This is a genomic window from Candidatus Babeliales bacterium (assembly GCA_016929235.1).
In the GTDB taxonomy this organism is placed as follows: domain Bacteria; phylum Babelota; class Babeliae; order Babelales; family JABCYS01; genus JAFGJD01.
Window position 1 is genome coordinate 1 of the sequence record JAFGJD010000009.1, and the last position, 13986, is coordinate 13986.

The following is a 13986-nucleotide window of genomic DNA, read 5'->3' on the forward strand; positions in this document are numbered from 1 at the left end:
ACTCAATCCACAAAGTTTTTTAGCGATAGCGGCTGCAGATATTGATGGTGACGGTGAACTCGATATCATCGGAATTAATGAAAAACATGAAATTATTATTCTTCAGGATGATCTAGCTGATTAAAATAAAAGCAAGAGTAGTTGTGTTTCTAGTAGTACATAGGTCATTGCTCCTAATGCCAGAAACGGCCCGAACGGAATTAGCCGCCTGTGGGTGATAAGTTGAATCATAAGACCAACGATACTGCCAAAGAGAGAACCGACGAGTAGTGTGATCCAGCATCCCAATGGACCAAGAAATGCCCCGATCAATGCCATGAGTTCCATATCGCCCTCGCCCAGGCCATCCTTTGAGGTTACGACTTTGAATAGCTTTGCGACCGTCCATAAAATGCCATAACCAAGTACCGATCCTGTAAGGCTTTCATACCAACTAATAGGAAGATAACCCAATAAACTTAACCCAAATCCAAGTGGGACCAAGGTGAGGGTCATAAATCGTGAAATAAGCATAGTTTCGAGATCAGTTCTCAATGTGACTATAAGCGCAGAGAAGAAGATAAAATAGGGCCAAAAATAGATCGTTGGGACAGTTCCATAGAGGCATGTGATCATGGCTGCTGTTATGATTTCAATAAACGGATAGAGAATCGAGATGGGTGCAGAACAGGTGCGACACTTTCCTCTGAGAACAACCCAGGAGATGACCGGTATTGTATCGTGCCATGCAATGGTTGTGTCACAATGCGGACAAAATGATCGTACGCGCCACAGATGGGCGAGGTGAAGTAAGCGATATGCTATGACATTGAGATATCCACCCCAAGCAAGGGCCAGGAAAAAAATAAAAGCGTTTATAATTTCCCTTCCTTTTTGAGGGACTCTAGGAGAGATTCTACTTCTTGTTGTTTTGCAAACTGATCATCGTAGCGAAAGATAAAGTCTGGTGTATGGCGTGTTTTGATTTCTTTTGAAATAGAAGCTCGAAGTGATGGCTTGTAGAGTTTTAATAGTGGTAGTTTTTGTTCAAAATACTCCTTGCCATGCGGAGTAATAAAAAAAACCGTGCATATGCTTGTATTTGCTGCGAAGTGGACTCTGTTAGGATATAGATCTACAAGCTCAGGGTTATCCTGGGCTGCTTGTAAAAAGAGTTGAGAAATAGTACGCAGAAAGAGAGATTCCTTCTGTGCTCGTCGAATTGACATATCTTTCACTTGAGCACCTCATGTCTGAGGGAATAATATTAATCTTGTAGTAGACCCTGTGATGCCATACGAAGCAGATTTTGTTTGATAGCTCGGATCATGCGCTTACGGCGTTTTTGGGTAGGGGATTCAAAGTAAACGAGGCGTTTCATATCACGAGATATACCTTCTCGCTCTATCTTCTTTTTGAGTTGTCGCAATGCCTTATCGAGATTGTCGTTCACCGTTATAGAGATATTTGCCTTTTGGGACTTTGACATGGAAAATTCAGCCATCCTTAATCAATTCTTCAAGAGGTTTGTGAGATATTTACTAGAACGTTTCCATTCTAGGGAGATTTGGCTTCTTTGTCTAGGTTCTTCAGGGTGCGAGGGGGAGAGTTGGGCTAAAAATTGACTGCAACTGTCCCATACAAACCACCTATTCGAGGTGCATTGCGATTGCTTGAAAGTGGAGCTTGCCATAAGATGCCCGCGTTAACGTTTGGTGAAATGTCATAATGGAGTGAGGAGAGAAAATAACGTTGATTCCACTTGGATTGCTTTTCCAGCATGGAGGGGATAAAGCCGAGGGTTGAATCTGCTACACGGATAGTATCAGCCTGGTGGTTAACCTGGGCATACTGGATGAAGAATGATAGGCGACGCAGGAAGTGGCGTGCATGAATTGTTGCTAAGAAATGCCAGTTGGCGCCTGGGCTTATGCAGGCTGTGGTTGTGCATGGGAAGATGCCACTTTGTTCTTTATGGTTGGGTATGCGGAGGTTGCATACCGTTCTATCCATGAATACGGTTCCCCCTGCCTCAAATCCAATCTCTACTCGATCATCAAAGTCTAGGGTAAATCCAGTGTTGATTCCGAATGCGTGATGTCCATTATTTCCATGTGAGACAGCAAACTGAATGCTTGGATCCTTTTCTGGTCCCGTTGCGATGGTTCCAATGAGCTGTATAAATGGCATAAAAAGAAACTGAGACCAGCCGTTACGGTCTTGGTTAACCTCAACTGCATGTCGCCAGAAAAGCTGCAGTCGCATGTCTTCAAAACTAGTCTTATGGAAGTTATTGATGTTCAGCCCTATTTCACTGGCAATATCGTGTATCTTGTCTTCACTGGTAAGGAGTCGATAGACATTGCGTTGATTAGTGCCTTCGCAGGTTGCTTCGCCACATCCAGTACCGTTGTTGTCCCTAAATGCTGTAACTGTGAACTGAAGATCTGAGACGCCAAACTGGGCCTTGAATCCAAGATCCTCAAGCAGCATGATGGCTGTCTCGAAGCGTACGCCATAGCGGCGGTATTCTGCCGGCACTTCAACCTGTCCAAAATTTGATCCCGTATTACAAATGACGGCAGTGTAGGTGAAGGCTGTATCATCATTAAAATAGAGCGGAGTGTCGGTTCCCGTTGGGTTACAGGCATATTCTTGAGCTGCGGCAGCCGCTAGGTTAGTGCCTAGAGACGAGCTAGTGGGGCAGGTTGTATAGGTGAGTGCGAGCATGTTCCATAGACCGTGGATGTTACCAAGTTGTATTTCTTCTTGGTCAATATCTTTGGCTCGTTTTGAGCGTTGGCCGAATGGCGTAATGGTGAAATTGAAACGTTCATCTTTTTGTTCAGATTTTAGCCCACGCATGATGTCTTTTCCAAAATCGTAGAGGAATTCATGTGGGTTGGCTGTTGAGTAGATCGGAAGTGCATCGAAATAATTATTTGATGTCATGCCATGAATCAAGGATGTGCTGGCAAGAAATCCTATTGCACCTGCACAAATCTTGTACTTCATTACATCCCTTTTTGCCGTAACACCCTACTTTGGTTCCTTTGATCAAGATATACCACTCCAGAGATTCACCAGTCAATTAAAAGGTTGCTGGGTTGTGGGTTTGTTGTGATCGCTTTACACTTGAGCTAATTGTTACCCGGGGAAGGCTCTATGAGACAGTGGATTGTATGTGTAATGCTGAGTATGACATCCTGCGTGAGTGGGCATGAGTCATCAGATAATGACAGGCATGAAGATTCTCGTGCGGTTGGTGGGGGCAGTTCTTCACCTCAACAGAAAGCAGCGCTAGTAGTTCCTGGTATCCTAATTGGAGCTGGAATCACATTGCTTGGGACTCGACATAAAGGTCTGGAAAAACCTTCAAGATGTGACTCGGCGAAGCGGCCGCTTCGTTTGCAGCTTGAGCCTGCGGATGACTTTGTGAGGCGGTTGGACCCTGATTTTGTGTTGTGGTTTGCTAAGAACATGAGCGAATTTGCGAACAATAATACGTTGGTTAAGTGGTTGGCAGAGAAGCCTGAGGGCGAGCGATTCGGGGCTCAACGAGTAATCGGTGATGAGATTGAACCAGCGTTTCAAGTTGCTCGAAACAAGGGATCTTCATGTGGGCCGTATCAGTATCAAATGGTTGAAGTCATGATGTTCGGGTTGTTGCATCCAACATCTAGATAGTCGAAAGGTGTGGGCTGAAGACCAGAATAGAAGGAATTGAGGAAACTTATATTATGCTGTAGGGTATATAATGGCAGCGGAAACAATTGATGATAAGCAAATGAGGGATGATGGTGAAATTAAAAGGCATCTATTTCGTGAGTGTAATACTATGGGGGTTCAATCTTCTTGCGGGAACTGATACTACAGATGATGTAATGAATTGTCAGGATGAAACAAGTGTTAGTTCTGATCACTTGTCATGGTCATGGTATGTAGCTGGTGGCGCAGTTGTGTTCGGTTCGGCACTATTTGGATATCGCATGTATTCTAAGAAGCAGAAGAAGTGTAAGCAATCTTTTGTTCCCTTCTACGGGGGGGAGGCATTCGATGTGGAAATAGGTGCAATACTTAATGCAGAGGCGGCAAAGGCGGAGGCAGAGGAGAGGGAAGCCCAGGAGCGATTTCCAGCAAGTGAAGTGCACAGAAAAGAATTGTGGCAAGAATTGCAAGGGGAAGGGCTTTTTCCCTTTAATTGGATACGTCATTCCGATGTAACGGGACGAGAATGTTCCCAAGCGGCGTTTGTTATTCGCCGTAGCCTTGGTTTTCTAGACCAAATTGGGCATATAAGATGGCTTATAAAGCAGCCAGTCCCTGAAGGACGTTCGACGCTTGGTGTCGTGGTAGAGTACTTGCGGGGTGAAGGCTACAAGGAGCTTCAAGATTAGTGGACGGGTTAGAAGCTTTTAGGGTTACCAAGCTGGCGCCTCAATGGTACGGGTTATAAGTATGTATTGTTCTTATTATCAAGCATCTATACCAAGGGCAACGACAGGATTGTTTGTTGCCATGTTACGCGCGCATGAACATTTATGTTTTGATAGAACGTATGACGTTGAGAATGGTACTTTTGAGTTTTTTGTACCACTCGGCCTTGAGAAGACGTTTGAACATTTTATGACCGGGATGTGCTCAAAAAAGATTGTGACCATGTTTCAACGTATGCCTAATCGATTGGCAGAAACTGTGCACAATTTCTAGTCGAGCACAGAATGAATTCTTTTTTTGACCTCTTCAATGCCAAGCAGATCGATTATGTCATGAATTCCCATACCCTCTACATTCCCAGTCAAAATGAATCGGACACTACTCCAGAGCTCCTTGCTATTGATGCCGGAAGATTTTGCCTTTTGTTTTGTGAGTTCCATATATGTATCTGGATTATCTAGGGAAACAACCGTTTCTTTGAGAATCGCAATCAATGCTTCATGTTTTTCTGGTCGAATCGTTTTTTTAAGCTGTTCTTGTTTTACTGAAGGAGTTTCAAAATAGAATCGTATTAGTTCAACACAATCATTGAGGGTTACAAGTTCTGGTTTGATGATGCCGATGAGATGGCGCATAGTCTCAGGGTTGACCGCCTCAGCGATAGGATAAGCTTCAATCAGCCTTGGTAAACACATGTCAGTTAGTTGAGCTGTATCATACGAACTAAGCCACTTGTGGTTGATCCATTTCAATTTTTCAACATCGTACTTAATGTGTCCAGTAGAGTGAATGGCATCAAATGGAAATAGCTGTACCAGCTTTTCCAACGACATGATTTCTTGTTCGAATGAACCGCCGATGATTCCCAGATAGTTCAGGATTGCTTCTGAAATAAAACCGGCGTCTTGCAGGTCCTTGAGTGAGAACCCAAAGTCACGCTTAGAAAGTTTTTTACCTTCGATATTGCACATGATCGGAATATGCCAGAATGTTGGGACTTGGAGGCCAAGCGCTTCGTATAATACAACCTGTGATGTGGTATTACTGATATGATCCTCGCCACGCAGTACGTGCGTGATCTTCATGAGCCCATCGTCAACGCAGTTGGCAAAGGTGAATGTGAAGCTTCCATCAGTTCTCGTCAGAGGAATATCTGAGAAATCTTTGAGATGAAATTCCATGGTTCCCCGGGCCATATCATTAAACGTGATGGTTCGATTATCTGTGGTATTGAGTCGCCAGATGAATGGGGCCTCGGTATCAAGTTTTTGAGCGATCTGTGTGTCAGTAAGATGCAGACAGGTTTGGTCATAGCGAGGAGGTCGTTTTAGTGCGAGTTGTCGTTTTCGCTTGCGCTCTAACTCTTCTGGCGTACAGAAGCAACGGTATACGGCGTTTTTATCTTGCAACTCTTGGAGCTTTTTGGCGTAGAGATCAGATCTTTTTGATTGAAAGTATGGGCCATAGGGGCCGTCCACACGCGGGCCCTCATCGTAGGTGAGCCCAAGCCATATAAGGTCATTAATGATATGGGTTGCATTTGGATCAAAATTACGCTCAGGATCGGTATCTTCGATTCTCAATACAAAGGTTCCGCCTTTTTGGTGTGCAAAGAGGTAATTAAGCAAGGCTGTTCTGATATTTCCAAGATGCATCATCCCGGTTGGTGATGGTGCAAAGCGCACACGAGGCTTGGTGTGAGTCACAATCTAATCCTTTTTTTACTATACGCAAAAGAGGTAATTTTGAGCATGTGTTCAGTCTATCTAGATGTGATCGTAAGTCCAGTTGTATAAAAAACAGTGCAAGATTTTGACCTTTGTTCCTCATATTTGTTAGCTTGGTCGCACATGTGAGAGATCATGGAGGGGTAGAGCTAACCAGAGGAGGGTTTAATGAAGCAATGCCTTCGTATTTCATTCATCGCTACTATGCCCAAGGATTTTTTGGAGACGTTTATCCAAAAATATGCGCGTAAGCTGCATTTGGAAGGCACTGCGCAATTGGTGGGTGATGATACCGTTCATATTGCGGCATGTGGTCCCAAGGGCGCTTTAGAAGAATTTCTAGACATGCTTCACAAAGGAACTAAGACGGTGAAGCCGCATGATATATCGCTTGAACCATTTTTGAAAACTAAGGACTATCGAGGCGTGTTCAGAATTATTGAATAATCATTTACCATAGCTTGTGGTACACTGGCACTCACATACACTATCAGCTATGAGTAGGTGCTAGGGTGCTTCGTTTTGTCCATGCGATCGTATCATTATATATCTGTTGCTTGTGTCTAGGTGTATATGCACACCAATCATCAGCAACATTTGTATTTCAGGATCTTGAATCTGCACGAACAACTATTACTGCTCTATTTCCGGTACCAGTGCGACTTGCTGGTAAAATATATGAAGAATGTGGTGGTGTCTCAAAAGATGAACTTGAATATCTTATTGATCTTGATCCAGGAGATGAGATTACAAGTGACACTGTCTACAAGGCGTTGACGTACCTTGCTAAAAAAACAGTCTTTCATTCAGTGAATTTATCTCGGTATGATCGTGGTGATGGTACGGTTGATCTAATCTGGAGATTTAATCGTGCCTGGACATTTAGGCGTTTGAAGATTTTGGGAGTAAGACGTGAGCGAGATAGTTATCGACAATATTATCTTCTTGAGCCTGGAGAACCCTTTGACGCTATTAAGCATAGACATTCCGTTGAGATTCTCCGTGATGCTCTTAAAAAAGAAGGATACTTGCAAGCTCAAGTCACACCGACATTAATTCGCGATTATCAAGCAAAGTCGCTTGATGTACATCTAAAACTCCATCGTGGCAATGTGTTTCGTATTCGACCAGTAAGAGTTGCTGTGCAACAGGGTTCATTAGCCCGTGAAGAACATGCTGAGTTGACCGCAGCAGTAGCATCTGTGGCCTATCATAACTTGCGAGATAAACGGTATACCCAAGATGTTCTGGATAAGTGTGGAAGCAAGATTAATGCTTTGCTCTTAAAACGGGGGTTTTTACAGTCATCCATATCGCTTAAGGAGGAGATTGATTTTGATACAGAGTCGGTGGGGCTTGTGGTTGAAATTGATCCTCATACCAAACGTGAGTTTGTTTTTTTTGGCAACCACTTTTTTTCTGATACACAGTTGCTTGATGAGCTTCTGCAATTTGGTCAGTCAATCTGGTTGATTCCACTTACATTATTAAAAGAAGAGATCATGCGTTCGTATCATAAGAAGGGATTTTGGAATTGTAAGGTTGAAGCATATGAAGATTATGGCACATTCTTTTTTGTCATTACCGAAGGTCCACGTGCGCGCATAACATCCATTGCTGTTCATGGTATTCAGGTATGTGATTCGTCACAGATTATAGCCAGATTTTTTACGCCACGGCTTCATGGCGTGCCCTATGATGCCACAGAGATTCAAGCATCGTTAGATGCCCTCGCGCAGTGGTACAAAACAGAAGGGTTATGGGATATGCAGGTGGTGCATCATGAGTGTCTCTGTATACATGAAGACGAATATGAAGTGTTGATTCATATTGATGAAGGTAAACGCAGATATCTGCGCTCAGTTACTATTCCTGATTATCCTGAGCTGGAATCAAAAACCCTTTTTATTTCTAATACAGATGAGCCCATGCCATTTGATGCTTTTTTAATTGCGCGACAACGGCGGTGGTTGTTGCAGTACCTCCAGGAACATGGATATTTATATTCTGATGTTTCATACGAGTTATTATCTGATGTTGCGGATTCGTGTGTCTTGGATGTTGTGTGGCATGTGATCAAACAGGTTGACAAAGTAACATTTGGTAAAACCGTCATTTCAGGAGCAAGCTCGTATGCATTTGCCAAGGTTATGCGCGAGTTAGAGTATAAACAGGGTGATACGTGGAATAAGGATGCGCTCTCTCGATCATTAACGAATCTCAGATCGTTGGGTGTATTTGAGAGCGCGCATTTGTATCCATACGATATCGGTGACCCTGAGCCTTCAAAGCCATTGTTGCTTAGATTGGTTGATGATGATCCGTTTGAAGTGCGACTTAGGGCAGGTGTCCTTGGGGTATCGAAAAATTTTAGTTATCGTGATGGTGCGACGTATGTATGTGGTGGTTCTTTTGTCTATAAAAATCCATTCGGTGATGGTGGGCGACTTCAGTTTGATGGTGATGTAACACGATTTGAGCGTCGCATTACAGGCTGGTACGAAGTTCCATGGTTCATGAATCGCCGCATTAAGACGAGACTTAAAGGGTACTCAAATAAGTATGAACAGCCATTATTTATCGGTAGCAAAGATACGTTATACACGGTTGGACAGCATGGTGTTTTGTGGAACGCCTGTGTATCGCGAAATACAATGACAGGCGCACTAACCGCTGGCACAGAATGGATGAGAACCAATGAGCTCAATACGCAGGTAGCTGAAGCGATTGATTTTGAGCCAGATCTTATTGATATTATGGTTCCTTATCTTTTTATAGAGCCATCACTTGTGATGGATGCGCTTGATAACACGCTTAATCCTAAGCGAGGTTCATTTACTGTTATTTCATTGAAAGCGATGTTTCCCGTTCGTGATGATGTATCATATTTTGTGCGTATGTTACTAGAGCAATCGTTTTTTAGGTCGATTGGGCCGATCGTTGCGGGTATGCGTATTCGTATGGGACATATCTTTAATCAGGTTTTTTCTCAGATTATGCCCACCGAACGTTTTTATTTGGGGGGGGCATATTCATTGCGAGGGTATCAACCTGATTTTGCACCACCACTTGGTACGTACTGCCGAGATGGGCAGGTTGAGTTTGCGCCGCAGGGTGGTAAATCAATGCTCAACATCAATGCAGAATTGAGGTTTCCAGTTTACGGTAATATTGGAGGCACTGTGTTTCAAGATGCAGGGGTGCTTGTGGGGGATTCGCTTGAGCATGCTCACGATGAGGCCGTGGCCGCTACCGGTATTGGCATTCGTTATGATACGCCCATTGGACCATTCAGACTCGATGTTGGATTGAGGTGGCGTTCCAAGGTAGAGGACCTTTTTAAGGTTGCAGAGCGTGATGTCGCTCGAACCACATGGTTCTTCACGTTGGGTAACGCATTTTAACTGTATAGGCTCACTTTATATTTATAATCATTATGGGTACTCTGTACATTCTACAGTGTATTACTCTGAGCCTTTGGAAGGAGACCTATGCGTCAGCATCATCATGATCACGGGGCCCACGGAGATTCATTCTCTAGTGAGCTCATTCACCATTTTCCCTATGCTATCTTTTCGGTGTGCATTAGCCTTATTACGCTGAGTATACTCTCCAATGTTATTGGCGGTGGCGAAAATCCTGCACTGGTTAAGAGTGCCTCACATACCTTATTTCATAGCTTCCATTTCTTGCATTTAGTTTTTGCTGCTACAGGAACAGTGCTTACTTTTATGCGATTTTCTAAATCGTGGATTTTAGGGGTCCTGATTGGTTTCCTATCGCCAGCTGTCTTTTGTACGATTTCCGATTCCTTGCTTCCGTATCTTGGCGGACGAATCATGGGCATACCCATGCACTGGCATTGGTGTTTTTATTCGGAGCTGATTAACGTCCTTCCATTTTTGACGGTAGGTGTTTTGAATGGATTTATAATGGGTCGGCATCATTCTTCTGATTTGCCGTCATACTCTGTCCATTCTCACTTTGCACATGTATTGGTGAGTTCATTGGCATCAAGTTTGTATCTACTTGCACATGGATTTTTTACATGGGATTCGCATATCGGGGTTGTTTTTTTGTATCTTGTTTTTGCGGTACTTATTCCTTGCACGATCTCCGATGTCTTGGTACCAATGTTTTTTGCCAAAAGGAGTAGGCGTACATGATCGGAATTAAATTAGAGAATGTGACCAAGGCATACCGAGGCGGTGAAATCTTAAGGGATTTTAATCTGAATATTCCTGAAGGAACATTTTTTGCGCTGCTCGGTCCCAGTGGCTGTGGAAAGACCACGATACTTCGTTTGATTGCGGGTTTTGAGTCAGCTGATGCGGGATCTATTTATGTTGGATCGGATGATGTGACACATGTTCCCGTTCACAAACGCGATGTGAACACGGTATTTCAAAGCTATGCGCTCTTTCCGCATCTGACTGTGTTTGATAATGTTGCCTATGGGCTTCGTATCAAGAAGTTATCACCAGATTTGATTAAACAAAAAGTCTCCAAAATGCTGAAAACCGTTCATCTTGAACGGCATGGGAATAAGCTGATTAATCAGCTCTCTGGAGGACAGCAGCAGCGTGTTGCGCTTGCTCGAGCAATGGTAAATGAACCAGAAGTATTGCTCTTGGATGAACCACTGGCTGCGCTTGATGTGCAATTGCGAGAAAAGATGCTTTTGGAGCTGATTGATCTCCAGGAGAATTTTAGGACGACTTTTGTGTATGTGACACATGATGCACATGAAGCCCTTACGGTTGCGGACCAGATGGCGATCATGAATCTTGATGGAGAGATTGAACAAAGTGGTGAGCCAAAAAATATCTATGAATTTCCCGAAAGTGCTTTTGTTGCTCGCTTTGTTGGCGCAACTAATATTCTTCGTGGAATGCTGTCATGGGTAGGTGGTATTCCCATGTTCAAAGTTGGTGGGCTTGATCCACTTAAAGTTGTGGTGCAAAAAAAAGCATCATGGGCTGTTGATGGCGAACATGCCTTATTAAGCATTCGCCCTGAAAAGATTGCGCTCAGCAAGAAGTTGCTCGAGGGATTTGATAATCACGTCACAGGAATTGTAGAGGCGATTGCCTACCAGGGGCGTTCGACCGAATATAAAATTCGTGTTGACAATAGTTTGCTTCTCCAAGTGTTTGAACAGAATGAAGAGCACTTCGTGCATGAAGAGATTGATTACTACGATGAAGTACACTTGTATTGGCAAAAAGAAAATGCAGTTTTGCTGCGCAAGTAGAGGATAATGCTAGTGAAAGAACGAATTAAAACTTGGTATGATCGCGTCTCTGATGAGACAGCATTCTTTCTTGCTAGTCCTGCTGTGATATGGCAAGTGCTGTTTTTGTATGTGCCTATTTTATTTGTAGTTAGTGCAAGTTTTTTCCGTGTATGGGGTTCGTTCCATTTGTACGATGTGACCTTAGAGCATTTTCGTGCTGTGTTTACCAGTGAGCATATCAAGGTAATTATTGCTTCGTTAGCTATATCATTGGGAACGGCGTTGACATGCCTAGTGATCGCGTATCCTGTGGCATACACACTCGTACTAAAAACACAAAAATATCGTACAATATTTTTTGCTTTGATCTCATTGCCATTTTGGACAAATTTTCTTGTGTTGGCTTATTCATGGTTTTTTGTCCTTGGCACGACAGGCGTTGTGAATCGAATCCTTATATACTTTCATATTATAAGTGAGCCCATAGCCTTTTTGAATTCTCCGTTGGCAGTTGGCATTGTCATGATTTACTGTTACTTGCCATTTATGATTATGCCGCTGTATACCTCTATGGAGCGCTTGGATATACGTCTTCTAGAAGCATCTCGTGATCTTGGGGCAACACCACGAAAAACATTTTTTGATGTAACACTTCCATTAACGATGAGCGGGATCAGAAATGGTTTTTTATTGGTGCTTGTTCCTGCATTTGGTGAGTATGCTATTCCCGCATTATTTGGCGGGGGCAAGAAGCTTTATGTTGGTACCTTGATAGCAGAGTATTTTTTGAGTCCTCGTAGCGCACCCCAGGGTGCAGCCTTTACGATTATGGGATCATGTGCACTGCTTGCAGCTATCGTGTTCTCATCTCGCCTTTTTAGAATGAGTCACGATGAGGAGGAAGAATGAACCGGTCTGATTGGATATTGCCGCTTTGGACATTGGTTTCATATGTCTTTTTGTATGTGCCAATTATCATTTTAGTGATCTATTCCTTTAATGATGCCGCGTTGTCATTTACCTGGTCAGGATTTACGACTAAATGGTATAGGCATCTTATACATGAACCAGAGCTCCTAAGAGCGCTCTACAACAGTATTGTAGTAGCGGCCTTAGCAGTGGTGTTCAGTTTGACATTGTCATTTTTGTTTGTGTTTTATAACAAACGTGCACGACTTGCGCGGTATGTTTCTCTGTTTTATGGTGGTGCGGTTTTGCCTGATATTGTCATGGCAGTTGGATTATTGAGCTTCTTTGGTTTTTTTAAGATATCATTGGGAATTACTACGCTTGTCGTGGGGCATACATTGATTGGGATAGCATTTGCACTGCCTATTATTAGGGCGCGCTTTGAAGAAATCGATGTTCGTGTTCTTGAGGCATCGGCGGATTTGGGAGCATCAGAACGACAGACTATTTTCAAGGTCTTGATTCCTATTTTACGACCAGCATTGCTTTCTGCCGGCCTGCTTGTGTTCATTATTTCTATGGATGACTTTTTGGTTTCTTTTTTTTGTACAGGAAGTGAAACACAAACCCTGCCTTTGTATATTTTTTCCATGATTCGATTGGGTGTTTCTCCTGTAATTAATGCGCTTTCAACGGTTTTACTTGCTGTGACGAGTGCTGTCGTGATGGTGTTATCAAGTTTCAATATTAAAAGCAGGATTATGGAATCATGATGGCCATTAGACGATTTTTGCTAACGCGTGGTATCCTGGCACTTTTTTGGACAGCACTCTTTCTGGGTGGCTTGTATGTTAGCCGCGTGATTCCTCGTGGTTTTTTTAAAAAAAATATTAATATCATTGCTTGGGTTGAGTTGTTGGATGCACACAAAATTGCAGAGTTCGAACGTGAAACGGGCATCCAAGTTAATATTTCGTACTATGATAATAAGGACGAGCTGTTGACCAAGTTGCAGGTCGGTGGTGGTGGCAATTATGACATGATCATTACGACGGGATATGTTGTTGATACTCTAATTCGCAAACAGATGTTGCAACCAATGGATCGATCTCGTTTATCTTTTTTGGCTGCCTTGAATCCTGCTCTTTTGCGCCATTATTATGATCCTAAAAATGAGTATTCTATTCCATATTCCTGGAGTGTGTATGGTGTTGGTGTGGATGTTCGGATGATTCCTAATTATCAAGAGATAACATGGAAAAAATTGTTTGATCCTGCGCAGCTTTCAGGGAAGCGCACTGTTATGGATGATCCTCGCGAATTATACACGATGGGAGCTTATGCATTATATGGTTCTAGTGACGCATTGAATAAGGATACATTGTATGAGGTACAGAAGCTTCTTGTAAAGCAAAAACCAGCGGTTGAAGCGTACACAGATAGTGGCAGCGCATATTTGCTTGCATCAGGGCAAACGCAGATGACAATTACAGAAGGTGCATATGTCATGCGACTCATGAATAATTACCCACATATAAAATTTTGGGTTCCTAAAGAGGGATCGTTTATGACTATTGAAAGCGTTGTGATCCCGCGATCAACAAAAAAACTTGATCGAATTTATTCTTTTATTAATTTCTTATTTAAAACCGATATTATGAAGCACCATGCACAATTATTTTATTTTTTGCCATCGCG

General features: G+C 42.9%; 15 protein-coding genes and 1 pseudogene. 10 read left to right on the plus strand and 6 right to left on the minus strand.

Features of this window, described 5'->3' with window-relative positions:
* Positions 1-120: 120 nt before the first annotated feature.
* The 5 genes and pseudogenes from JW872_03790 to JW872_03810 all read right to left on the minus strand — a co-directional run bounded on the left by JW872_03790 (position 121) and on the right by JW872_03810 (position 2994).
* Positions 121-615 (minus strand): prepilin peptidase, encoded by a 495-nt coding sequence (locus JW872_03790; protein MBN1549755.1) that lies wholly within the window; start codon positions 613-615, stop codon positions 121-123.
* A pseudogene (locus JW872_03795) lies at positions 598-894 on the minus strand (prepilin peptidase). Before JW872_03795 ends, JW872_03790 begins: the two are co-directional and overlap by 18 nt.
* Positions 855-1208 carry a ribosome-binding factor A gene (locus JW872_03800; GenBank protein ID MBN1549756.1) on the minus strand — a complete coding sequence of 118 codons (354 nt, stop codon included), beginning with the start codon at positions 1206-1208 and terminating at the stop codon, positions 855-857. Before JW872_03800 ends, JW872_03795 begins: the two are co-directional and overlap by 40 nt.
* Positions 1209-1246: 38 nt before the next feature.
* Positions 1247-1468 (minus strand): 30S ribosomal protein S21, encoded by a 222-nt coding sequence (gene rpsU, locus JW872_03805; protein MBN1549757.1) that lies wholly within the window; start codon positions 1466-1468, stop codon positions 1247-1249.
* Positions 1469-1593: 125 nt separating this feature from the next.
* Positions 1594-2994, minus strand: coding sequence for a hypothetical protein (locus tag JW872_03810; GenBank protein ID MBN1549758.1), 1401 nt, complete (start codon positions 2992-2994; stop codon positions 1594-1596).
* A gap of 150 nt (positions 2995-3144) precedes the next feature.
* Here JW872_03810 and JW872_03815 point away from each other — a divergent pair, with 150 nt between their 5' ends.
* The 3 genes from JW872_03815 to JW872_03825 all read left to right on the plus strand — a co-directional run bounded on the left by JW872_03815 (position 3145) and on the right by JW872_03825 (position 4689).
* Positions 3145-3666, plus strand: a complete 522-nt coding sequence (locus JW872_03815) for a hypothetical protein (protein ID MBN1549759.1) — start codon at positions 3145-3147, stop codon at positions 3664-3666.
* A 110-nt stretch (positions 3667-3776) separates the two neighbouring features.
* Entirely contained in the window at positions 3777-4376 is a 600-nt protein-coding gene (locus tag JW872_03820; protein MBN1549760.1) for a hypothetical protein, read from the plus strand.
* 43 nt (positions 4377-4419) lie between these two features.
* Positions 4420-4689 (plus strand): hypothetical protein, encoded by a 270-nt coding sequence (locus JW872_03825; GenBank protein ID MBN1549761.1) that lies wholly within the window; start codon positions 4420-4422, stop codon positions 4687-4689.
* Here JW872_03825 and JW872_03830 read toward each other — a convergent pair.
* Entirely contained in the window at positions 4686-6122 is a 1437-nt protein-coding gene (locus JW872_03830) for a glutamate--tRNA ligase (protein ID MBN1549762.1), read from the minus strand. The genes JW872_03825 and JW872_03830 overlap by 4 nt on opposite strands.
* 189 nt (positions 6123-6311) lie before the next feature.
* Here JW872_03830 and JW872_03835 point away from each other — a divergent pair, with 189 nt between their 5' ends.
* The 7 genes from JW872_03835 to JW872_03865 form a co-directional block, all read left to right on the plus strand.
* Positions 6312-6590 (plus strand): acylphosphatase, encoded by a 279-nt coding sequence (locus tag JW872_03835; GenBank protein MBN1549763.1) that lies wholly within the window; start codon positions 6312-6314, stop codon positions 6588-6590.
* A 65-nt stretch (positions 6591-6655) separates the two neighbouring features.
* Positions 6656-9547: a BamA/TamA family outer membrane protein gene (locus JW872_03840; GenBank protein MBN1549764.1), complete on the plus strand. Its 2892-nt coding sequence runs from the start codon at positions 6656-6658 to the stop codon at positions 9545-9547.
* 87 nt (positions 9548-9634) lie between these two features.
* Positions 9635-10309 (plus strand): hypothetical protein, encoded by a 675-nt coding sequence (locus JW872_03845; GenBank protein ID MBN1549765.1) that lies wholly within the window; start codon positions 9635-9637, stop codon positions 10307-10309.
* Positions 10306-11397 (plus strand): ABC transporter ATP-binding protein, encoded by a 1092-nt coding sequence (locus JW872_03850; GenBank protein MBN1549766.1) that lies wholly within the window; start codon positions 10306-10308, stop codon positions 11395-11397. The genes JW872_03845 and JW872_03850 overlap by 4 nt, the downstream gene beginning before the upstream one ends.
* A 12-nt stretch (positions 11398-11409) precedes the next feature.
* Positions 11410-12288: an ABC transporter permease gene (locus JW872_03855; GenBank protein MBN1549767.1), complete on the plus strand. Its 879-nt coding sequence runs from the start codon at positions 11410-11412 to the stop codon at positions 12286-12288.
* Positions 12285-13061, plus strand: coding sequence for an ABC transporter permease (locus JW872_03860; GenBank protein ID MBN1549768.1), 777 nt, complete (start codon positions 12285-12287; stop codon positions 13059-13061). Before JW872_03855 ends, JW872_03860 begins: the two co-directional genes overlap by 4 nt.
* On the plus strand, positions 13058-13986 hold a 929-nt coding region (locus JW872_03865), incomplete at its 3' end, for a spermidine/putrescine ABC transporter substrate-binding protein (GenBank protein MBN1549769.1). The genes JW872_03860 and JW872_03865, both read left to right, overlap by 4 nt.